The 21,305-nt window shown below is 66.5% G+C and carries 17 protein-coding genes; 11 read left to right on the forward strand and 6 right to left on the reverse strand.

Going from position 1 to position 21,305, the window contains the following annotated elements; genetic code table 11:
* The first annotated feature begins 67 nt into the window (after nucleotides 1–67).
* The 6 genes from AC1VVK_RS16565 (at nucleotide 68) to AC1VVK_RS16590 (ending at nucleotide 6,809) form a co-directional block, all read left to right on the forward strand.
* On the forward strand, nucleotides 68–766 hold the full coding sequence (locus AC1VVK_RS16565) for a pirin family protein (RefSeq protein WP_482903835.1): 699 nt from the start codon (nucleotides 68–70) through the stop codon (nucleotides 764–766).
* 56 nt (nucleotides 767–822) lie between these two features.
* Nucleotides 823–1,719, forward strand: a complete 897-nt coding sequence (locus tag AC1VVK_RS16570) for a pirin family protein (protein ID WP_482903836.1) — start codon at nucleotides 823–825, stop codon at nucleotides 1,717–1,719.
* An 11-nt stretch (nucleotides 1,720–1,730) separates the two neighbouring features.
* Nucleotides 1,731–2,114 (forward strand): OsmC family protein, encoded by a 384-nt coding sequence (locus AC1VVK_RS16575; protein WP_482903837.1) that lies wholly within the window; start codon nucleotides 1,731–1,733, stop codon nucleotides 2,112–2,114.
* Nucleotides 2,115–2,573: 459 nt separating this feature from the next.
* On the forward strand, nucleotides 2,574–3,908 hold the full coding sequence (locus AC1VVK_RS16580; RefSeq protein ID WP_482903838.1) for a dicarboxylate/amino acid:cation symporter: 1,335 nt from the start codon (nucleotides 2,574–2,576) through the stop codon (nucleotides 3,906–3,908).
* 197 nt (nucleotides 3,909–4,105) lie between these two features.
* On the forward strand, nucleotides 4,106–5,737 hold the full coding sequence (locus AC1VVK_RS16585; RefSeq protein WP_482903839.1) for an NAD-dependent malic enzyme: 1,632 nt from the start codon (nucleotides 4,106–4,108) through the stop codon (nucleotides 5,735–5,737).
* Nucleotides 5,730–6,809: an oxidoreductase gene (locus tag AC1VVK_RS16590; protein ID WP_482903840.1), complete on the forward strand. Its 1,080-nt coding sequence runs from the start codon at nucleotides 5,730–5,732 to the stop codon at nucleotides 6,807–6,809. Before AC1VVK_RS16585 ends, AC1VVK_RS16590 begins: the two co-directional genes overlap by 8 nt.
* A gap of 270 nt (nucleotides 6,810–7,079) precedes the next feature.
* On the opposite strand, the gene hutU is transcribed toward AC1VVK_RS16590, so the two are convergent.
* The 4 genes from hutU to hutI all read right to left on the reverse strand — a co-directional run bounded on the left by hutU (nucleotide 7,080) and on the right by hutI (nucleotide 12,451).
* On the reverse strand, nucleotides 7,080–8,744 hold the full coding sequence (hutU, locus tag AC1VVK_RS16595) for a urocanate hydratase (RefSeq protein WP_482903841.1): 1,665 nt from the start codon (nucleotides 8,742–8,744) through the stop codon (nucleotides 7,080–7,082).
* Nucleotides 8,745–8,758: 14 nt separating this feature from the next.
* On the reverse strand, nucleotides 8,759–9,565 hold the full coding sequence (gene hutG / locus AC1VVK_RS16600) for an N-formylglutamate deformylase (protein ID WP_482903842.1): 807 nt from the start codon (nucleotides 9,563–9,565) through the stop codon (nucleotides 8,759–8,761).
* Nucleotides 9,566–9,722: 157 nt separating this feature from the next.
* The gene (gene hutH / locus AC1VVK_RS16605) at nucleotides 9,723–11,252 is read right to left on the reverse strand and encodes a histidine ammonia-lyase (protein ID WP_482903843.1); all 1,530 of its coding nucleotides are present in this window, start codon (nucleotides 11,250–11,252) and stop codon (nucleotides 9,723–9,725) included.
* Complete coding sequence (gene hutI, locus AC1VVK_RS16610; protein ID WP_482903844.1) at nucleotides 11,249–12,451, reverse strand: imidazolonepropionase; 1,203 nt, start codon at nucleotides 12,449–12,451, stop codon at nucleotides 11,249–11,251. Before hutI ends, hutH begins: the two co-directional genes overlap by 4 nt.
* Nucleotides 12,452–12,548: 97 nt before the next feature.
* Here hutI and AC1VVK_RS16615 point away from each other — a divergent pair, with 97 nt between their 5' ends.
* Entirely contained in the window at nucleotides 12,549–13,928 is a 1,380-nt protein-coding gene (locus tag AC1VVK_RS16615) for a formimidoylglutamate deiminase (RefSeq protein ID WP_482903845.1), read from the forward strand.
* Nucleotides 13,919–14,626 (forward strand): UTRA domain-containing protein, encoded by a 708-nt coding sequence (locus tag AC1VVK_RS16620; RefSeq protein WP_482905188.1) that lies wholly within the window; start codon nucleotides 13,919–13,921, stop codon nucleotides 14,624–14,626. Before AC1VVK_RS16615 ends, AC1VVK_RS16620 begins: the two co-directional genes overlap by 10 nt.
* A 28-nt stretch (nucleotides 14,627–14,654) precedes the next feature.
* Here the strand turns inward: AC1VVK_RS16620 and AC1VVK_RS16625 are convergent, their stop codons facing one another.
* Entirely contained in the window at nucleotides 14,655–16,292 is a 1,638-nt protein-coding gene (locus AC1VVK_RS16625) for a DUF5597 domain-containing protein (RefSeq protein WP_482903846.1), read from the reverse strand.
* 229 nt (nucleotides 16,293–16,521) lie between these two features.
* Between AC1VVK_RS16625 and AC1VVK_RS16630 the strand changes: the two genes are divergently transcribed.
* Complete coding sequence (locus tag AC1VVK_RS16630; RefSeq protein ID WP_482903847.1) at nucleotides 16,522–17,388, forward strand: SDR family NAD(P)-dependent oxidoreductase; 867 nt, start codon at nucleotides 16,522–16,524, stop codon at nucleotides 17,386–17,388.
* Nucleotides 17,389–17,442: 54 nt separating this feature from the next.
* Here AC1VVK_RS16630 and AC1VVK_RS16635 read toward each other — a convergent pair whose 3' ends face one another.
* A complete protein-coding gene (locus AC1VVK_RS16635; RefSeq protein ID WP_482903848.1) occupies nucleotides 17,443–18,324 on the reverse strand; it encodes an aldose 1-epimerase in 882 nt (293 codons plus the stop codon).
* A gap of 368 nt (nucleotides 18,325–18,692) precedes the next feature.
* Here AC1VVK_RS16635 and AC1VVK_RS16640 point away from each other — a divergent pair, with 368 nt between their 5' ends.
* On the forward strand, nucleotides 18,693–19,766 hold the full coding sequence (locus tag AC1VVK_RS16640) for a LacI family DNA-binding transcriptional regulator (protein WP_482903849.1): 1,074 nt from the start codon (nucleotides 18,693–18,695) through the stop codon (nucleotides 19,764–19,766).
* A 79-nt stretch (nucleotides 19,767–19,845) separates the two neighbouring features.
* Nucleotides 19,846–21,252 carry a sugar porter family MFS transporter gene (locus AC1VVK_RS16645; protein ID WP_482903850.1) on the forward strand — a complete coding sequence of 469 codons (1,407 nt, stop codon included), beginning with the start codon at nucleotides 19,846–19,848 and terminating at the stop codon, nucleotides 21,250–21,252.
* Nucleotides 21,253–21,305: the final 53 nt, after the last annotated feature.

Genomic DNA, 21,305 nt, shown 5'->3' on the forward strand with positions numbered 1-21,305 from the left:
TATGGGTCTTCGACAAGGCGGCCACCGGGCTTCACCGGCTCCCCGCCAAGACAGGAGATTTAGGACCATGATCGAACTTCGCCCCTTCGACAGCCTCGGCGGCGCCAATCACGGCTGGCTGGATGCCAAGCACCACTTCTCGTTCGCCGGCTACCACGATCCGGCCCGCGTCCACTGGGGTAACCTGCGCGTCTGGAACGACGACATCATTGCCCCCAAGACCGGCTTCCCGCCGCACCCGCACCGCGACATGGAAATCATTACCTACGTCCGTGAAGGTGCGATCACCCACCAGGACAACCTGGGCAACAAGGGCCGCACCGAGGCCGGCGACGTTCAGGTGATGAGCGCGGGCACCGGGATCCAGCATTCCGAATACAACATGGAGGACGTGGAAACCCGTATCTTCCAGATCTGGATCATCCCCACCCGCAATGGTGAGGAACCCAGCTGGGGTTCGCGTCCCTTCCCCAAGGGTGAGCGTTCGGGCCAGTTCGTGACGCTGGCTTCGGGCTACGAGAACGACAACGACGCGCTGCCGATCCGCACCGATGCGAAGGTGGTGGCAGCCACGCTGAAGGCTGGCGAGACTGCCGAGTATCCGCTGGGCAAGGACCGCAAGGGCTACCTCGTTCCCGCCACCGGCGCGGTGCAGATCGACGACGTTCGCGTCAACGCCCGTGACGGCGCTGCGATCAGCGACCTCGACGTACTGCGGGTAACCGCGATCGAGGACAGCGAGATCGTCCTCGTCGACGCAGCCTGACAATGACGGGGCGGGTGCCACGGTGCCCGCCCTTCCTTTTCCCGGAGAAGCCTGAAATGTCCGTGCAAACTTCCGATGTCGAAGGCGTAGACCTCGTCATTCTTCCCTCGGTCCGCGATCTTGGCGATGGCTTCAAAGTCCGCCGCGCGCTACCCGTCGCGCAGCGCCGCATGATCGGCCCTTTCATCTTCTTCGACCAGATGGGCGAGGCCGTGTTCAAGTCGGGCGAGGGCCTCGACGTGCGCCCGCATCCGCATATCGGTCTTTCCACGCTGACCTATCTGATCGAGGGCGAGATCCTGCACCGGGATTCGCTGGGCTCGGTCCAGCCGATCCGTCCGGGTGAGGTTAACTGGATGACGGCCGGCAGCGGCATCGTCCATTCCGAACGCACCTCTCCCGAAATCCGCGCCACGGGCGGCAAGCTGTTCGGCTTGCAGACATGGGTGGCGCTGCCGAAGGAGGCCGAGGAAATCGGCGCCACGTTCGCCCACCACAAGGCGGACGAGATGCCCGTGGCCGAGGATGCTGGCACGCGCCTGACGCTGGTTGCCGGCACGTCCGACGGGATGACCTCGCCGCTCAAGACCTATTCGGACATGATCTATGCCGACATCGTGATGCTGGACGGCGCGCGCTATCAGCTCAAGGCCGAGCATGTCGAACGCGCGATCTATGTCGTCAGCGGCGCGGTCGAAGTCGTGGGGCAGAGCGGCACGTTCGGAGAGGCCGAACTGGTGGTCTTCCAGCCAGGTGCCGAACTGGTGCTGCGCGCCAAGGGGCAGACGCGGCTGATGCTGCTGGGCGGCGAGCCGCTGCCCGAAGAGCGCCATATCTTCTGGAACTTCGTCTCCTCGTCGAAGGATCGCCTTGAGCAGGCGAAGGACGACTGGAAGGCCCAGCGCTTCGGCACCGTGCCGAACGAACCCGACTTCATTCCGCTTCCTGCCTGAGAGTTTTGGCCATGACGCAAGCTACTGCCACTATCGGCCAGACTCCCTGGCGCACCGAAATCGTGGTCAACGGCCACGCCATCACTGCCGACGAACCCGCCGCGCTGGGCGGGCAGGGGGTGGGGCCGGCGCCTTACGACCTGCTGCTCGCCAGCCTTGGTGCCTGCACCGCGATCACGCTCAAGATGTATGCTGCGCGCAAGGGTTGGGAGTTTGGCGACCTGACTGTCGATCTCGCGCTCAAGGGTGGGAAGGGCGATCTGCATATTGCCCGCACGCTGACGATTACCGGGCTCAATGAGGAGCAGAAGAGCCGTCTTGCCGACATTGCTGAGCGGACGCCGGTGACGTTGACGTTGCGGAATGGTTTGCCGATCGAGACGCGGCTGACGTGAGGGGGCGGGCCCGACTGGCAGGCCCGACCGGCAAACCACCCGTGCGCATCTAAACACCCCGTCGTCCCCGCGAAGGCGGGGATCCCGCTTCCTCCCTGCGACCTCGCCTCTGCCTGCAAGGTAGCAAAGAAAAGCGGGGCCCCCGCCTTCGCGGGGGCGACGGATGGCTCTATCGTTATTCTGGGTGGTAAAACGCTCCCAGTCCCGCTCAGCCTGAGCTTGTCGAAGGCCCCTCGGCCAGGCGCTGTGCCAGCATCCTTCGACAAGCTCAGGATGAGCGGGTTGGGGCTTGGTGACCGGGTTGGGAAGGGTGCATTCCCGCAAACTCGCCCGATCCCGCAATCCCGCACCAACCCACAAAAACCACTTGGAACCCGCCCGCAAATCGCACAGGGTCCCGCGATGTCTACGCCGGCCATCGTGGGATGTGCGCGGCGCCAGGGAGCACAAGACGGGTCCATGCATACCGCTTCGTTCGAGCCGGAGCAGCCTGCCAAGCCGAAGCGCTGGTATGGCCATCTCTATTTCCAGGTCCTCGTCGCCATCGCGGCGGGGGTACTGATCGGCTATTTCCGGCCCGAAACGGGCGAGGCGCTGAAGCCGCTGGGTGATGCCTTCATCAAGCTGGTGAAGATGGTGATCGCGCCGGTCATCTTCCTCACCATCACCACCGGCATTGCCTCTATGCGCGACCTGAAGGCCGTGGGCCGGGTGGCCGCCAAGGCTTTCGCCTATTTCCTGTTCTTCTCCAGCCTTGCCCTCGTTGTCGGCCTGATCGTGGCCAACGTGGTGCAGCCGGGACACGGGCTCAATATCGATCCCGCCTCGCTCGATGCCTCAAAAGTCGCGCTCTATTCGGAGAAAGCGCATGAGACGAGCGTGAGCGGCTTCCTCATGGCGATGATCCCCGAGACGTTCCTGTCCTCGATGACCGAGGGCAACATCCTGCAAGTACTGGTGGTGGCGATCCTTTTCGGCATTTCGCTTGCCATGCTGGGGGATCGCGGCGCGCCTGCGCTCTCGCTGCTGGAGACGATCTCGATGGTTTTCTTCAAGCTGGTGTCCATCGTCATGAAAGCCGCGCCCATCGGCGCTTTCGGGGCCATGGCCTTCACCGTGGGCAAATACGGCGTCGGCACGCTCGCCAATCTCGCGGGGCTGGTGGCGACGTTCTATTTCACCTCGGCGCTGTTCGTCTTCGTCGTGCTGGGCGCGATGGCGCGGATTGCCGGGTTCTCGATCTTCTCGCTGGTCGCCTATCTCAAGGCCGAGCTGCTGCTCGTGCTGGGTACCTCGTCCTCGGAAAGCGCGCTGCCGCTGCTCATCGAGAAGCTGGAGCGCGCGGGCTGCCCGCGCCCCATCGTCGGCCTCGTGGTGCCCACCGGCTACAGCTTCAATCTCGATGGAACGAACATCTACATGACGCTGGCCGCGCTGTTCATCGCGCAGGCCTGCAACGTGCATCTTTCGCTGGGCGAGCAACTGCTGCTGCTGAGCGTTGCCATGCTCTCTTCCAAGGGCGCGGCGGGCGTTACTGGCGCTGGGTTCATCACGCTGGCGGCCACGCTTTCCATCGTGCCGTCGGTGCCGGTGGCAGGCATGGCGTTGATCCTCGGCGTCGACCGCTTCATGTCGGAATGCCGCAGCCTCACCAACTTCATCGGCAATGCCGTGGCCACCGTGGTCATCTCGCGTTGGGAGAAGGCGATCGACATGGACCGGTTCCGCGCAGTGATCGCCAATCGCGCCGATGCGGGCGGCGTGCAAACAGCGCAACTTGCCGCCGCGGATTAGCTGGCCTTTCCACTATTGCCCGTGCAGTAATTGCACCTGCTGCCGCGTGACACGGCATGTCCGCCGGTCTATCGAGCAGACGCTAGCTCGCGCCGATCCCTCGGGGGCCTTCCCGGCCCTCTCGTGGTGAGCATTGCCCTTTCTCGGCATTGCCGCCCCGTCCGGCCGGGCGCCTGAAGTCTGTTGAAAGGTCGCCGATGTCCCCCACCCGCCACGCCGCTGCCCGCGCGCTGCTCTCCGATCCGCTGACCAACAAGGGGACGGCTTTCACCGAGGACGAGCGCGACCGTTTCGGCCTGCACGGGCTGCTGCCCCCCCACGTGGGCACGCTCGAAAGCCAGATCGAGCGTCGCCGCAAGGCGCTGGAGGAGAAGGAAAGCGATTTCCAGCGCTACGCCTTCCTGCGCGAGCTTCAGGATTCCAACGAAGTGCTGTTCCATGCGCTGGTCCAGAGCGATCTGCCGCGCATGCTGCCGCTGGTCTACACGCCGACCGTGGGCGAGGGCTGCGAGCGTTTCAGCGAGATCTACCGCCGCCCGCGCGGCCTGTTCCTGAGCTATCCCAACAAGGACCGCATCGACGACATTCTGGCGGACCCCGCCTATGACCGCGTGAAAGTGATCGTCGTCAGCGATGGCGAACGCATCCTCGGTCTGGGCGATCAGGGTGCCGGCGGCATGGGCATCCCGATTGGCAAGCTGGCGCTTTATACCGCCTGCGCGGGCATCCACCCGGCCGAAGTGCTGCCGATCCTGCTGGACCTCGGCACCGACAACCACGCCCGCCGCGAAGACCCGCTCTACATCGGCTGGCGCGCGCCCCGCGTGCGCGGCAAGGACTACGACGATTTCGTCGAGGCTTTCGTCAGCGCCGTGAACGACCGCTTCCCCGGCGTGCTGCTCCAGTGGGAGGATTTCGCGGGCAAGAACGCCTACGACCTGCTCGGCCGCTACCGCGACCGCCTGCTGAGCTTCAACGACGATATTCAGGGCACGGCCGCGACCGCCGTGGGCACGCTGCTTTCGGCCATCCGCAAGACCGGCGTGCCGATCACCGAGCAGCGCGTGGTCCTGTTCGGCGCCGGTGCGGCAGGCAGCGGCGTGGCCGAGATGCTGGTGCAGGCCATGCAGCATGACGGACTGAGCGAGGCCGAGGCCCGCGCGAAGATCTGGGCGGTCGACCGTGACGGCCTGATCCTCTCCGACATTCCGCGCCTGCCGCCCCAGCAGGTGAAGCTGGCGCGCGATCCGGCCGAGATCGCGGCATGGAACCTCACGGGCACCAATCTCATCACCTTGCACGATGTGATCGCCAACGTGAAGCCGACCGTGCTGATCGGCACTTCGGGCCAGAAATCGGCCTTCGACGAGCGCGCGATCCGCACCATGGCGGAAAACGTGGATCGCCCCGTGATCTTCCCGCTCTCCAACCCGCTGTCGCGTGCGGAGGCGCATCCCGAAGACGTTCTCGAATGGACCGGCGGCAAGGCCATTGTCGGTACCGGCAGCCCCTTCGGCACGCCGGGCGTCACGCAGGTCAACAACGTCTACGTGTTCCCCGGCATCGGTCTCGGCGCATTGGCGAGCGGCGCCAGCGGCGTCAGCGACGGCATGTTCATGGCCGCTGCCCGCCGCCTTGGTGAACTGCATGAAGGGGACGGCGGACTGCTGCCGCCGGTGACGGCGCTGCGCGAAGTGGCGCTGGAGATTGCCGTCGCCGTGGCCGCGCAGGCAGTTGCCGAAGGCCTCGCCACCGCCGAGCCCGATACGCTCACGCGTGAAAACATCGCGGCGAGCATGTGGATGGCCGAGTACGCCGCCCATGGCTGAGGCGCAGGACATCGTCAGGGTCGGCCTCATCGGTTACGGCTATGCGGGGGCGACGTTCCACGCGCCGCTGATCGCGGCCGTGCCGGGGCTTTCGCTCGATGCTTTCGTCTCGGGCCAGCCCGAGCGGATCCTGGAGCGTTTCCCGGACGCGACGATCCATGCCGATGCCGAAGCGCTGCTGGGCGATCCGGCGATCGATCTGGTCGTTATCGCTACGCCCAACCAAACGCATTTCCCGCTGGCGCAGGCGGCCCTGCGCGCGGGCAAGCATGTCGTCGTGGACAAGCCGTTCACGCTGGATCTCGCCGAAGCGCGGGCCTTGCTCGCGCTGGCGGCAGAGACCGGGCGGCACCTCACGGTGTTCCACAACCGCCGCTGGGACAGCGACTTCGCGAGCGTGCGCAAGGCCATCGACGAGGGTCTGGTGGGCGATCCCGCGCACCTTGAAATCCACTTCGACCGCTTCCGCCCGCAAGTCCGCGACCGCTGGCGCGAGGGCGACGGACCCGGCGCGGGGATCTGGTTCGACCTTGGCCCGCATCTCACCGATCACGCGCTGCTGCTGATGGGCCTGCCCCAGCGGGTGACCGCTTCGCTTGCCCTTCAGCGGGATGGCTCGCGCAGCACGGATTGGGCGCATGTTGTGCTCGATTTCGGCGGAAAGCGCGCCATTCTGCACGCCTCTATGCTGGTGGCGGGCGGCTCCGGGCGCTTCATCGTCCACGGGACTGCCGGTAGCGCGGTCAAGCAGGGCATGGACGTGCAGGAGAGCCAACTCCTCGCTGGCATGACCCCCGGTGCGCCGGGTTGGGGCGAGGACCCCGATCCGCTCGTGCACTATGACGGTGAAGGCAAGCCGCACAGCATCCCGGCCGAGCGCGGAGATCAGCGCGAGTTCTATCGTCTCGTCGCCGAAGCCGTGCGGGGCAGGGCCGCGAACCCGGTTCCGCCGGTCCATTCTCTGGCCGTGATGGCGGTGATCGAGGCGGCGCAGCAATCGGCGGCGGAAGGGCGCTCGGTGGAACTGCCGCTGAGCGAGGCAGAGCGCTCGGCTTGGGCTGAAAGTCGGTAAGAAAAAGGGATTCTGGGGGATGATCCCCCAGACCCACAAAATGTCTTCGTCGAGCCCAGACGAAGCGTTGCGCTCGCATTCCGGCTTCGAATGGCCTTCGGCCGATGAGCGTAACGACTGCGCGTCAGGATGACATCCTCACACAAATAACCCCGTCGCCCCCGCGAAGGCGGGGGCCCCGCTTTTCTTTGCGTCCTCGCACAAGGCCAGAAGAACAAGCGGGGTCCCCGCCTTCGCGAGGACGACGGGGTGGTATCGCTTAGGCCGAGATCAGAGGATCCCCGGAAGGTCCAAACCCTTCTCCCGCGCACAATCCAGCGCGATCTCGTACCCGGCATCGGCGTGACGCATCACGCCTGTCGCCGGATCGTTCCACAGCACGCGCTCCAGACGCTTGGCGGCCGCTTCGGTGCCGTCGGCGACGATCACCATGCCCGAATGCTGCGAATAGCCCATGCCGACGCCGCCGCCATGGTGCAGCGAAACCCAGGTCGCGCCGCTCGCGGTGTTGAGCAGGGCGTTGAGCAGCGGCCAGTCCGAAACCGCGTCCGAACCGTCGCGCATGGCCTCGGTTTCGCGGTTGGGCGAGGCGACGGAGCCGCTGTCGAGGTGGTCGCGGCCGATGACGACCGGGGCCTTGAGTTCGCCATTCGCTACCATCTCGTTGAAGGCGAGGCCCAGCCGGTGGCGGTCACCCAGACCGACCCAGCAGATGCGCGCGGGCAGGCCCTGGAACTGGATCTTCTCCCGCGCCATGTCGAGCCAGTTGTGCAGGTGCGTGTGGTCGGGCAGCAGTTCCTTCACTTTGGCGTCGGTCTTGTAGATATCCTCGGGATCGCCGGAGAGCGCGGCCCAGCGGAACGGCCCCACGCCGCGGCAGAACAGCGGGCGGATATAGGCGGGCACGAAGCCGGGGAAGTCGAACGCGTTCTCGACGCCTTCGTTCTTGGCCATCTGGCGGATGTTGTTGCCATAGTCGGTGGTGGGCACGCCCGCCGCCTGGAAGTCCAGCATGGCCTGCACGTGGACCGCCATGGAGGCCTTGGCCGCCTTGGCGACCGCTTCCGGTTCACGCTCGCGCTTTTCGATCCATTCGGCGACGGTCCAGCCGGCGGGGAGGTAGCCGTTGACGGGATCGTGGGCGGAGGTCTGGTCGGTCAGCAAGTCAGGACGAATGCCGCGCGCGAACATCTCGGGCAGCAGTTCCGCCGCGTTGCCGAGCAGGCCGACGGAGACCGGCTTCTTGTCGGCATTGGCCTTCTCGATGATCGCCATGGCTTCTTCGATCGTGCTGGCGGCAACGTCGAGATAGCCGGTGCGCAGGCGCATTTCGATGCGGCTGGGCTGGCATTCGATGGCAAGGCACGAAGCGCCCGCCATCACGGCGGCCAGCGGCTGCGCGCCGCCCATGCCGCCAAGGCCGGCGGTCAGCAGCCACTTGCCCGAAAAGTCGCCGTTGTAGTGCTGGCGGCCCATCTCGACGAAAGTTTCGTACGTGCCCTGAACGATGCCCTGCGTGCCGATGTAGATCCACGACCCGGCGGTCATCTGGCCGTACATGGCAAGCCCGCGCTTATCGAGTTCGTTGAAGTGTTCCCAGTTCGCCCATTCCGGCACAAGGTTGGAATTGGCGATCAGCACGCGCGGCGCATCGGCGTGGGTGCGGAACACGCCGACCGGCTTGCCGGACTGGACCAGCAGCGTCTCGTCCTCGTTCAGGCGGCGCAGCGTCTCGACGATCTTGTCGTAGCTTTCCCAGTCGCGCGCGGCGCGGCCGATACCGCCGTAGACCACCAGTTCCTCGGGCCGTTCGGCCACGTCGGGGTGGAGGTTGTTCATCAGCATGCGCAGCGGCGCTTCGGTGAGCCAGCTTTTCGCGGAAAGTTCGGTGCCGGTCGCAGGCTTGATGACGCGGCTGTTGTCGAGGCGGGTCATTGTGTTTCCTCAGGTCAGGATTGCGCGAAGGCGATTGCGGCCTTCAACACGTCTTGCAGGATCGGGGTGAGGGCGGCGGCACGCGCCGCCGAATAGGGCAGGGGCCAGTTGGCTTCGCTCGGCACTTCGGGCTCGTCTATGTAGCCGCGAATGGCGAGTTCCATCTGGATCGCATGGACGCCGCTGGCGGGCTCTCCGTAATGCCGCGTGGTCCAGCCGCCACGGAAGCGGCCATCCAGAACGTGGCTGAGTCCGCTTGCCTTGCAGACTTCGACCACGGCGGCGGAAAGCGCCGGATCGCAGGTCTGGCCGAGGTTGGTGCCGATGTTGAACTGTGGCAATTCGCCGTCGAACAGGCGCGGCACATGGCTGCGGATCGAGTGCGCGTCATAGACCACGACTTTGCCGTGGAGCGTGCGCAGTCGCTCGATCTCGGAGCGTAGCACGGCGTGATACGGATCGAACCAAAGCGCGCGGCGGCGGGTGATCTCGGCCTCATCAGGGCCTTCGGCCTTATAAAGCGGCTCTCCGTCGAACGTGGTCGTCGGGCAGAGTTCCGTCGTCGCCTGCCCGGGATAGAGCGAGGCGCCAGAAGGATCGCGGTTGAGGTCGATCACGCTGCGCGAAACGCGTGCAGCAATCGTCGTCGCGCCAAGCTCGCGGGCGAAGGCGTAGAGATCGTCCACCCACCAGTCGGCATCGCGCCGCGCCAGCCATTCCGAGCGGAAGGCCGGGCCGACGTCGGCGAGGTCGGTGCCGACATGTGGAAAGGCGACGACCAGCGGCGCCTCCCCGCGATGAAGCGTGAAGCTCGTGCTCATGCGCTGCGCCTCACACAACTGCCATTACCCACCATCTCGTCATTGCGAGCGTAGCGAAGCAATCCAGGGGCGGCCTTATGCTGCACTGGATTGCCGTGTCGGCTTCGCCTCCGCCTCCTCGCAATGACGAAGGAGGGGGAAGGGACGGAGCGGTGCATCATGCAACGCCGGGCAGCAGGTCGCCGCCGATGTCCACCAGTGCGCCGGAGCGGATCAGCACGTTCGCGGCTTCCATGTCGGGGTGGAAGTGGCGGTCATCCTCCAGCGTCGGTACCTGTGCGCGCAGGGTTTCGCGGGCCTGTTCCAGCACTGTGCTCGATGCCAGCGGGGCGTGGAAATCGATGCCCTGCACGGCGGCGAGCAGTTCGATGCCGATCACCGCGCTGGCATTCTCCACCATGCCGATCAGGCGGCGGGCGCCGTGGGCGGCCATCGAAACGTGGTCTTCCTGATTGGCCGAAGTCGGGATCGAATCGACCGATGCCGGATAGGCCTTCTGCTTGTTTTCGGAGACCAGCGCGGCGGCGGTGACCTGCGGGATCATGAAGCCCGAATTGAGGCCGGGGCGCGGCGTCAGGAACGCGGGCAGGCCAGACAGCGCCGGGTCAACCAGCATCGCCACGCGGCGTTCGGAGATCGAGCCGATTTCGCAGACGGCCAGCGCGATCATGTCGGCAGCGAAGGCGACCGGCTCGGCATGGAAGTTGCCGCCGGAGAGCGCTTCGTCCGCTTCGGGGAAGATCAGGGGGTTGTCGGAAACGCCGTTGGCCTCGATCTCCAGCGTCGTTGCCGCCTGGCGCAACACGTCGAGCGCGGCGCCCATGACCTGCGGCTGGCAGCGCAGGCAGTACGGGTCCTGCACGCGGGCGTCGTTTTCAAGGTGGCTGGCGCGGATGGCGGAACCGTCCATCAGCGCGCGCAGGGCGCCCGCTACCTCGATCTGGCCGGGATGGCGGCGCAGCGCATGGATGCGGCGGTCGAACGGAGTGTCGGAACCTTTGGCCGCCTCGGTCGAGAGCGCGCCGGTGACGAGCGCGGACTGGAACAGGCGCTCCGCCTCGAACAGCCCGGCAAGGGCATTGGCGGTCGAGAACTGGGTGCCGTTGAGAAGGGCGAGGCCTTCCTTGGCGCCGAGTTCGACCGGCGCGAGACCGGCCTCAGCCAGCGCTTCGGCGGCGAGGAGGCGCTTGTCGCCCACGAAAATCTCGCCCACGCCGATCATCGTCGCGGCCATGTGCGAAAGCGGGGCAAGGTCGCCGCTGGCGCCGACCGAACCTTGTGAGGGCACTACCGGCGTCAGGCCCTTGGCCAGCATCGCCTCAAGCAGTTCCACCGTTTCGACGCGCACGCCCGACGCGCCTTGGGCAAGGCTGGCGAGCTTCAGCGCCATCATCAGGCGGATCACCGAAACGGGCGAAGGCTCTCCGGTGCCGGCGGCGTGACTGAGCACGATGTTGCGCTGCAGCGTGGCGAGGTCCTCGTCACCGATGCGCACGCTGGCCAGCTTTCCGAAGCCGGTGTTGATGCCATAGACCGGCTGGCCCTTGGCAAGAATGCGGGCGACGGCAGCCGCGCTTTCGGCGATCACCGGCATGCACTTGGAATCGAGCTTTACGTCGGCGCCGCGATAGATCGCGCGCCAATCCCTGAGGCTCACCGTGCCGGGGGTTAGCAGCACTTCGTTCATTGACCACTCCAGATGCGGGCATGGAGCGGGTTCAGCCCCATGCGATAGACAAGTTCGGACGGATGCTCGACATCCCAGATCGCCAGGTCGCAGCGCTTGCCGGCTTCCAGCGTGCCACGGTCCGCAAGACCGAGCGCGAGCGCGGCATTGCGGGTGACGCCGAGCAGGCATTCATCGACGGTGAGGCGGAACAGCGTCGCGCCCATGTTCATCGTCAGCAGCAGCGAGGTGAGCGGCGAGGTGCCGGGGTTGCAGTCGGTCGCCAGTGCGATCGGCACGCCGGCTGCGCGCAAGGCAGCAATCGGCGGCAGCACGGTTTCGCGCGTGAAGTAATAGGCACCCGGCAGCAGCGTGGCCACGGTGCCGGATGCGGCCATGGCGTCGATCCCGGCAAGATCGAGATGTTCGAGATGATCGGCGGAAAGCGCGCCGAACCGGGCAGCGAGCGCCGCGCCGTGGAGGTTCGAAAGTTGCTCTGCGTGGAGCTTTACCGGTAGGCCATGCGCGCGGGCGGCGGCGAACAGGCGCTCGGTTTGCTGCGGGGAAAAGCCGATGCCTTCGCAGAAGGCGTCCACCGCGTCGGCAAGGCCCTCGCGGGCGACTTCGGGCAGCATGACCTCACAGATATGCTCGATGTAGCCATCGGCATCGCCTGCGAATTCGGGCGGCAGCGCATGAGCGCCGAGGAATGTGGTGGCGATGGAGACCGGCCGCTCGCTGCCCAGCCGCCGCGCGGCGCGCAGCATTCGGAGTTCGCTGGCAAGGTCGAGGCCATAGCCGGACTTTACCTCGACGGTGGTCGTGCCTTCGCCGATCAGCGCGTCGAGGCGGGGCAGGGCGCTGGCGACGAGGTCGTCCTCGCTGGCGGCGCGCGTGGCCGTCATGGTGGAGACGATGCCGCCGCCGGCGCGGGCAATTTCCTCGTAGCTGGCGCCCGCCAGGCGCAGTTCGAATTCGCGCGCGCGGTTGCCGGCGTGGATCAGGTGCGTGTGGCAGTCGATCAGGCCGGGGGTGATCCAGCGGCCCTCGCAATCGGTGACGATGCGGCCTTGCAGCGTGGGTGCATCCGCCTCGGGGCCCGCATAGACAATCCGCCCGTCGGTGACGGCAACCATGCCGCGCTCGATCACGCCGATGCCATCCGCTTGCGGGGCCATCGTGGCGAGGCGGGCGTTGGTCCAGATCGTATCGCAGCGCATGGCGGGCCAGTCTCTCCGGGCGGATCACTCTCTGCCGCGTCTTATTGCATCGGCTCGCGATAATGTATAGACAAAAAGAAATCCAAGGGAGTGCCCGATGTCTCAAGCCCAGCCGCGTCAGTCCTTTACGATCCATGCGGGGCGCGCCTTGTGCGAGTCCGGTTGGGCTCGGGATGTGCGCTTTACGGTCGCGGATGGGCGGATCGCGCGGATCGAGTCGGGTGCCCAGCCGGAAGCGGGCGACGAGCGCCACGCCTGCGTGGTTCCGGGCATTCCTAACCTCCACAGCCACGCCTTCCAGCGCGGCATGGCGGGGCTGGCCGAGCAGCGCGGCAATAGCGACGACAGCTTCTGGACATGGCGTGAAGTCATGTACCGGTTCCTCGACCGCATGACGCCGGAGGACCTCCACGCAGTGGCGGCGCTGGCGGCCATGGAGATGCTGGAAGGCGGCTTCACGCGCCTCGGCGAGTTTCATTACCTCCATCACGATGCCGACGGGCGCGCTTATGCCGATCCCGCGCGCATGTGCGCTGCGGTTGCCGAGGCGGCGGCGGAAACCGGCATCGGGCTGACGCTGCTGCCGGTATTCTACGCCCATTCCGGCTTCGGTGCGGTGGCGCCCAACCATGGGCAGCGGCGGTTCATTCACGATCTGGACGGTTTCGCGCGCCTGCTGAAGGGCGCCCGCGCGGCGGTGTCCGGGCTGGACGAGGCGGTGGTCGGCCTTGCGCCGCACAGCCTGCGCGCGGTGTGCCCGGATGAATTGCTGCGTCTCGAAACGATGGCAGGCGAGGGGCCGGTCCATATCCACATCGCCGAACAGATGCGCGAGGTGGAGGACTGCCTGGCATGGAGCGGTCAGCGTCCGGTCGAATGGTTGCTCGATCACGCGGAAGTGGATCGCCGCTGGTGCATGGTCCACGCCACGCACATGACGCGCGAGGAAACCACGCGGCTTGCCCTCAGCGGCGCGGTGGCGGGGCTCTGCCCGATCACCGAGGCCAATCTGGGAGACGGCCTGTTCCCGATGGCGGACTGGCTGGCGGCGGGCGGCGCTTATGGGCTCGGCAGCGATTCCAACGTGCTGATCGACGCGACCGAGGAAATGCGCCTGCTCGAATACGGCCAGCGACTGTTCACGCGCAAACGCAACCTGCTGGCCGACGCGCAGACGGCTTCGACCGGCGAGGCGATCTGGCAGGCATCGCTCAAGGGCGGTGCACAGGCTTTGGGCGTCGAGGCCGGGCTGAAAGTGGGCTGCGCGTTCGACGCGGTTTCGCTCGATCTCGACCATCCCTCGCTCTGCGCGCGGGGTGAGGGTCGCCTGCTCGACGGGCTGGTCTTTGCGTCCGGGCGATCGGGCATCGATTGCGTCTGGCGCTTCGGCAAGCAGGTGGTTAGCTCTGGCCGCCACCACGCACGCGACGGGATCGTCCGACGCTATCGGATGACTCTGGACCGACTCTGCGCATGACCCTTTCCGAACGTATCCGCCACGATTTCGAGAGCCGCATCCTCTCCGGCACGCTTACGCCCGGCGAACGCCTGCCGACCGAGCAGGACCTGATGGAACTCTACGGCTGCGCGCGGATGACGGTGAACAAGGCACTCTCCGCGCTGTCCGCTGCCGGGCTGGTCGAGCGGCGGCGTAAGGCGGGCACGTTCGTCGCCCGGCCGCGCGTGCATTCGATGGCGATGGACATTCCCGACCTTGGCGCCGAAGTCGCCGCGCGCGGGCAGGCCTATCGCTTTGCGCTCTCGCGCCGCAAGCTGCTGCGCGCGTTCGATGCGGCGGTGAAGTGGGATGTCGATGGCGAGGTGCTACTGCTGGAGCTTTCGGGCATTCATTTCGCGGACGACGCGCCGATGGCGTGGGAAAACCGCTTCGTGAACGCCGCCGCCGTGCCCGAGATTGTCGAGGCCGAGTTCTCGTCTCCGGGCGGCTGGTTGCTGGAACATGTACCATGGACCGAGGCGGATGCCCGCATCACCGCCGCCGCCGCGACGGGCGCAGAGGCCAAGGCGCTGGCCGTTTCTGCCGGCGCGCCGTGCCTCTGCATCGAACGCCGCACATGGCGCGGGGCCGAGCCGATCACTTATGTCCGCCAGCTTTTCCTTGCCGGGGCTTACGAACTCAACGCCCATTTCGGCCCCTCGGCGGGAAGCCGCTGATTAGCGCCTAATGATTAGTGCCCAATGATTAGTGATAGTGCCCCATGGTCACTTTCAGCATGACCGGTTCCGGGCCGATGTTGAAGCCGTAGTCGATCTGGTCGCCGTTCCAGCGGCGCTTCATGATCCAGCGTCCGTTCTCGAAATGCCCTTCCTCGGCAGAGAGGATTTCGGCCGGACGGCGCGGGTCGGCGGTGGCATCGTCGAGCCGGATGCGCACGTGCTGGCCCATCAGCAGGAACGTGTCGGGGCCGAGCTGCGCCACTGTCGCGCCGCCAACCGGCTTGTCCTTGAGCGGGTGGGCCGTGCCGTCGCTGCCATTCGCGCCGAAGGCCCAGCGTGCGTATTGGACAGTGACTTTCCACGTGCCCATGACGGTCGACTGGTCCGCGGCGTCCGCCGCTTTGGCCGTGCCCCATGTCGGGTTCTCCAGGGAGATCCGAGCCCAGTCCGACGCCATCGGCGCCAGCAGGCCATAAGCGGCGCCAAACGCGGTCACGGCCTCCGCGTCCTCATCGGGCCGGGCGCCGAGCGGATAGTTCGAATAGCCTGAGCTATCCATGCCGAACGGCGCGAAGCCGATCCCGCCGTGCCCCAGTACGGGCCAGAGGAAGCGCGCATGGTCGGGCGAATTGCCGATCTCGGGCACGAGGAGCGGGTTGTCCGCCCGTCCATATCGGTCGAGGATCTTGGCGACGAAAGCCTTGTCGCGGTTGTAGATATCGGGCGCAAGCGCGGCGATGTGCGGGGCGGCGGCTTTCCATACGGCGATCATGTTCCAGCTCGGGCCGCCGTAGGGGCCGGTCTCGCCCGGCTTGTCGCTGTCGGCCGAGCCGAGCGAGGCGTTCACGTACATCGGCAGGTCAAGCTGCGCCTGACCGGCGGCGGCGACCTTGTCGATGTAACCGGCGAAAGCCCATGTGCTGAAGGCCTGCTCGGCGTGGAGGCCGAAGACCTGCTCCCACGTTCCGTTCCTGCCCACGGTGCGGGCGAGAGCGGCGGGAACCGGTCCCCGGAACTGCACTTCGGCTTCGGGCGCATGATCGCGGGCAAGGCCGTAGCTGCCGACTTCGTTTTCGACTTGCACCATGACGACGGTGTGGTCCGGGTCGATCGCTTTCACATGCGCCATCAGCGCGGCAAAGGCGCGGGCGTCGGCCTTGAGCGTGTCGGGATCGTGCGGACTCAGGACCATGTGCGGCGTGCCGTCCGCCTTGCGCATTCGCGCGAAGCGATCGGGCGCGGACTTGACCCACTGGGGCGCATAGCTGGCGCCGGTGTTCTTCCATGTGCCGAACCACAGGATCACCAGCCGCTTGTCATGCGCGCGCGCCTCGCGGACGAGGGTGTCGGGCCACGAAAAGTCGAACTTGCCTTCCTCGGGCTCGATCTGCTCCCAGGCGACGGGCATTTCCAGCGTGTTGGCGTGCATCGCGTCGAGTACGGGCCAGACGGTGGGCAACATCTCGGGATAGTTCGAGCTGTTGTTGGCCTGCGCGCCGAGCACGAGGAACGGCTTGCCGTCCACTTCCAGCGCATGGCGGCCATTCCGCGCGACGATGCGGGGAAGCGGCGTATCGGCAGCGGCAGGAACCGTGCCGAGCACGGTCAGGCCAAGCGCCAGCGAGGACCATCCGGTTACATGACGCACTCGGCGATGAGCCACCGAAAATCCCCTAGACATCAAACGATTTGCCCCTCTTGGTCTTGGCCTGCGCCTCTTGGCATTGGCCCTGCGCATCGTCTTGCAAGTATTGCTTTGCGGATCAACCGGCTGACGAGCGGTCGACCGCCCGAGGGATGCCTGATGGCACTCACTTTGCCTGTTGCTACGGGGTTGCTAAACACCCGTTCAACACGGACGGAGGCAGTCCGTCCCCGAAACGGGAGAAGGCATGACGCAGCAGGCACCCATCGCGCTGGTGACCGGCGCCAGCAGAGGCGCGGGGCGCGGGATCGCCCTGGCCCTCGGCAGTCACGGCTATACGGTCTATGTCACCGGGCGCAGTCAGGTACCGGGCGGCAACGCGCTGCCCGGCACGATCTACGAGACCGCCGAGGCAGTGACCGCCGCCGGGGGACGGGGCGTTGCCGTGGCCTGCGACCACTCCGACGATGCGCAAGTCGCCGCGCTGTTCGAGCGTCTGCTGGCGGACGAGGGGCGGATCGACCTGCTGGTCAACAATGCCGCCGCCATCCATGACGAACTGACCCAGCCCGGCGAATTCTGGGAAAAGCCGCTGAAACTTGTCGATCTCATCAATGTGGGCGTGCGTAGCGGCTATGTCGCCAGTTGGCATGCGGCAAAGGCCATGGGCGCGCGCAATCACGGGCTGATCGTCTTTACCTCGGCGTCGGGCGCGGCGCACTATTCGCTCGGGCCCGCCTATGGCGCGCACAAGGCGGGGATGGACAAGATGGCCTTCGATATGGCGTCAGACTTCCGCCACGCCGGCCGCAAGGTTGCCGCGCTCTCGATCTGGATGGGCGCGCTGATGACGGACCGGCTGAAGGCGATCATGGTCGCCGATCCGGTGAAGTACGGCCATCTCGAAGGACATTGCGAGAGTCCGGAATTCACCGGCCACGTGATTCACGCGCTCTACGGGGATCCGGATCTTGCCGCGCTGAGCGGCCGTACGCTGGTGGGCGCGGAGATCGCGCGCAAGTACGGACTGACCGATGGCGGCCGCGTGCCGCCGACCGCCGCCGAACTCCACGGCGTGGAGCCGCTGAACTTCCACCCCGCCGAAATCCGCTGATCGGACCGCTTGCCATGGGCCGGGTGGCTGACCGTCATCCGGCCACGAATTGGATCAGGTCGTCAACGGCTCGATCAGCGGCGGTGTCAGTGCCCGTGCGGAAAGGGCGACGCTGGCGCGGGTGGATTCGCCGGGAGCGAGCCATGCCAGTTCCTCTGGCTCGCGGTTGTGCGCATCCGTTGCATGGCTCACGGGTTCGACGCAGAAATAATCCTCGCCGGCCGGGCTGAAGACCACCGTGGTTCCCAGGATGTCCGAAGGCGCGAGCGTGAGGGCAAGGTCCCGCAGCGGCCATTCGATCGTGAGCGGGCCCTCCCGTTCGGTATAGGCGGTGTCGACCGCGCGGGCATCGACGGGCTCGCCCTCCCACCAGTCACGGGCCTCGCTGCGCGTGTCGAGCATCAGTGGCAGGCATTCCGCCGTGTTGCGCCACTCGCCCCGATGGGCGCCGCGATAGCGGGTGGCATGGTCGCGCGGGAAATAGGGATGGAAACCAAGCCCGGCCGGCATCCGCTCGGCGCTGAGATTGGTCACCGACAGACCCATGACCAGCCCGGACTCGTCAAGGTGGAAGACCTGCCGCGCACGATACTCCCACGGCCATTCGCCTGCCGGGTGGACATGCTGAAGCACGGCATGGAAATCCGACGCCTCAACCACGTCCCACTCTGCGAGCCAGCCGAAGCCGTGCAGCGGGTGAGGGTGGTCGGAGCCCGGAAAGTTGGGCGCCAGTGCCACCTCGCGGCTGTCAGCGCGAAAACGGCCGTGGGCGATGCGGTTGGAGAATGGCACCAGCGGGAAGCTGGCGACATCGAAAATCGAAGGTCCACTGGCGGGGCGCATCAGCGCCTTCCCCTGCCAGTCGAACCGTGTGACCGAACCGCCCCGTGCGGGATCGAGTTCCAGCCTGTAGTCGCCTGCCCCCAGCACGATCATCAGCGTGTCTCCATCAGAATGCGTTGACTTGGTTTTCCAGCCATTCCTGACGGCCCGGCTTCGGCTCGGGCGTGCGGTTGGACTGGATGCCATGCCCGGCGATCGAAGACAAATGATGCTTCGGGGATGGGGGACGTGCCGATATCGATGCCGAGAAACATGTTCAGGCCCACTCCCACGGGTAACTTCGATTGTGCGACGCCAGGTATTGAACTCTCGTCGGCTGGACAAATAGGTAGCGCTACCAATCAGGATTGACAAGCGTGCGCTGGCTTCTGCCGAGCGGCTTGCCAAGAGGCGTCCGGGAAGGATAGGCAGGCGGATGTGATGGGGTAGGCCAATAAGGCCAATGGTGGGGTGATGGGGCAATGATCGAGGGCGACGTATCGGGCGAATCGCGCCGAACCGCGCGGCGCGGGGGCGCGAGCGTGACTGTCTCTCAAGTCGCGCGCGAGGCGGGTGTCTCGCCGATGACGGTCTCGCGCGTGGTCAACGGCGACCCGCGCGTTTCGCAGGCGACCCGCGAGAAAGTGGACGAGGTGATCCGCGATCTTGGCTATGTGCCCAACCCGGCGGCACGTAGCCTTGCCAGCGGACGGCAGTGCCGGATCGGGCTGCTCTATTCCAACCCCAGCGCCTCCTACCTGAGCGAATTTCTTGTCGGTGCGCTGGCCGAAGCGGCGCGGCACGATGCCCAGATCATCCTTGAACAGTGCGAGGCCGAAGCGGATGCCGCGGCGCTGGTGGGGCAGCTCCGCCGCCACCGGCTCGACGCGGTCCTGCTGCCGCCGCCTCTTTGCGACGATCCGCAACTGGTAGGCGCGCTCGTGGGCGTCGGCATGGCGGTGGCGCAAGTGGCGACCGGCAGACCGGCCGAGGGCGCGCATACCGTCTGCATGGATGACGAAGGCGCGGCAGCGGCGATGACCGCGCGGCTTATCGCGCTGGGCCATCGCCGGATCGGGTTCATCGGTGGCGATCCGCGTCAGGCGTCCAGCCAGCTCCGCCTGACCGGCTATCGCCGCGCGCTGGCCGAAGCGGGGATCGCGATGGAGGCCGCGCTGGAGACGGCGGGCGACTATTCCTATCGCTCCGGCCTCGCGTCCTGCGAAGCGTTGCTTGACCTTGCCGTGCCGCCCACGGCGATCTTTGCGGCCAACGACGACATGGCCGCTGCCGCTGTCGCCGTCACGCATCGGCGCGGGCTGGACGTGCCGCGCGACGTATCGATCTGCGGCTTCGACGATACCGCGATCGCCACCACCATCTGGCCCGAACTGACCACGGTGCGCCAGCCGGTGGCCGAAATGGCCCGCATGGCGACGCAACTGCTCGCCGGGGCCATCGCCGGGGGAGCGGAGGAGAGACAGGCGGCCAGCGATGAGAGCGTCGCCTTCAGCCTGATCGCAAGGGATTCTGACGGTCCGCCCCAGCGGGCTTGACACAGGCCGCAACAGCGGCTCGATAGCGCTAACAATCCCGGGCGGGTCCGGGCCGGAGAATCCGGGGAGAGGTGAGTAAATGACTGGTAAATCCACGGGTCCCGGGGCGAATCTGGGGTTCATCGGCCTGATTGTCGCGGTGGCGACCATCGGCGGTTTCATGTTCGGGTACGATTCGGGCGCGATCAACGGCACGCAGGACGGCCTGCGCCATGCGTTCGGACTGACTGAAGGGCAACTGGGCCTGACCGTCAGCGCACTGCTGCCCGGTTGTGCGCTCGGCGCCTTCCTCGCCGGTCGTTTCGCGGACGTGTTCGGCCGCCGCACGGTGATGATGATGGCGGCACTGCTGTTCCTCATCAGCGCGCTGGTCTCGGGCGCGGCGCCTTCGGCCATTATCCTTGCCATCGCCCGTTTCTTTGCAGGTGCGGCAGTCGGCGCGGCGAGCGTGCTTTCGCCCGCCTACATCAGCGAAGTCACGCCGGCCGCCATTCGCGGCCGTCTGTCGAGCGCGCAGCAGGTCATGATCATCTCGGGCCTGACCGGCGCGTTCCTTGCCAACTACTGGCTGGCCGGCGCGGCGGGCTCGTCACTCGGCATCTTCTGGGGCGGCTATCCGGCCTGGCGCTGGATGTTCTGGGTTCAGGCCCTGCCGGCGCTGCTGTTCTTCGTGACGCTGCTGCTGATCCCCGAAAGCCCGCGCTTCCTCGTTTCCAAGGGCCGTAACGCCGAGGCACTGACGGTGCTGGGCAAGCTCTTCGGCGCCGACGCCGCGCGCGTGAAGCTGGGTGAGATCGAAGCCTCGCTCACCAGCGACCACGCGCCCAGCCTTGCCGACATTCGCAAGCCCGGCGGCGGCTGGCGTCCGATCGTCTGGGTCGGCATCGGCCTTGCCGTGTTCCAGCAGCTCGTCGGCATCAACGTGGTGTTCTACTACGGCGCGGTGCTGTGGCAGGCGGTCGGCTTCAGCGAAGCGGATGCGCTCAAGATCAACATCCTTTCGGGCGCGCTCTCGATCCTCGCCTGCCTGCTTTCGATTGCGCTGGTTGACCGTATCGGCCGCAAGCCGCTGCTGCTGTGGGGCTCGATCGGCATGACGGTGACGCTGGCGACGCTGGTCTGGTGCTTTGCACAGGCGAGCATCGTCGACGGCAAGCTGGCGCTGCCGGGCGGCGTGGGCACGATCGCGCTCGTTGCTGCGAACGTCTACGTCGTGTTCTTCAACATGAGCTGGGGCCCGGTCATGTGGGTCATGCTGGGCGAGATGTTCCCCAACCAGATGCGCGGTTCGGCACTGGCAGTCGCCGGTGCGGCGCAGTGGCTGGCGAACTTCGCGGTCAGCTCCAGCTTTCCCTGGCTTGCCGCGAACATCGGCCTGCCGGTGACTTACGGCTTCTACACGCTGGGTGCGGCGCTTTCGGTGATCTTCGTGCTGCGTGCGGTGCATGAGACCAAGGGCATCGAACTGGAAGCGATGAAGGGCTGATATCCCGGCCATCGCTGGAAATCGCGAACGGCGTCCCGATAACGGGGCGCCGT

The organism is Novosphingobium sp. BL-S-32 (assembly GCF_056857055.1).

Bases quoted from the DNA above. Each gene is read 5' to 3' on its own strand.
- hutH (WP_482903843.1), bottom strand. From the start codon at position 11,252: ATGAACGAAGTGCTGCTAACCCCCGGCACGGTGAGCCTCAGGGATTGG.
- AC1VVK_RS16640 (WP_482903849.1), top strand. From the start codon at position 18,693: ATGATCGAGGGCGACGTATCGGGCGAATCGCGCCGAACCGCGCGGCGC.
- AC1VVK_RS16590 (WP_482903840.1), top strand. From the start codon at position 5,730: ATGGCTGAGGCGCAGGACATCGTCAGGGTCGGCCTCATCGGTTACGGC.
- AC1VVK_RS16565 (WP_482903835.1), top strand. From the start codon at position 68: ATGATCGAACTTCGCCCCTTCGACAGCCTCGGCGGCGCCAATCACGGC.
- AC1VVK_RS16645 (WP_482903850.1), top strand. From the start codon at position 19,846: ATGACTGGTAAATCCACGGGTCCCGGGGCGAATCTGGGGTTCATCGGC.
- AC1VVK_RS16615 (WP_482903845.1), top strand. From the start codon at position 12,549: ATGTCTCAAGCCCAGCCGCGTCAGTCCTTTACGATCCATGCGGGGCGC.
- hutU (WP_482903841.1), bottom strand. From the start codon at position 8,744: ATGACCCGCCTCGACAACAGCCGCGTCATCAAGCCTGCGACCGGCACC.
- AC1VVK_RS16575 (WP_482903837.1), top strand. From the start codon at position 1,731: ATGACGCAAGCTACTGCCACTATCGGCCAGACTCCCTGGCGCACCGAA.
- hutG (WP_482903842.1), bottom strand. From the start codon at position 9,565: ATGAGCACGAGCTTCACGCTTCATCGCGGGGAGGCGCCGCTGGTCGTC.
- AC1VVK_RS16580 (WP_482903838.1), top strand. From the start codon at position 2,574: ATGCATACCGCTTCGTTCGAGCCGGAGCAGCCTGCCAAGCCGAAGCGC.
- AC1VVK_RS16630 (WP_482903847.1), top strand. From the start codon at position 16,522: ATGACGCAGCAGGCACCCATCGCGCTGGTGACCGGCGCCAGCAGAGGC.
- hutI (WP_482903844.1), bottom strand. From the start codon at position 12,451: ATGCGCTGCGATACGATCTGGACCAACGCCCGCCTCGCCACGATGGCC.
- AC1VVK_RS16635 (WP_482903848.1), bottom strand. From the start codon at position 18,324: ATGATCGTGCTGGGGGCAGGCGACTACAGGCTGGAACTCGATCCCGCA.
- AC1VVK_RS16585 (WP_482903839.1), top strand. From the start codon at position 4,106: ATGTCCCCCACCCGCCACGCCGCTGCCCGCGCGCTGCTCTCCGATCCG.
- AC1VVK_RS16570 (WP_482903836.1), top strand. From the start codon at position 823: ATGTCCGTGCAAACTTCCGATGTCGAAGGCGTAGACCTCGTCATTCTT.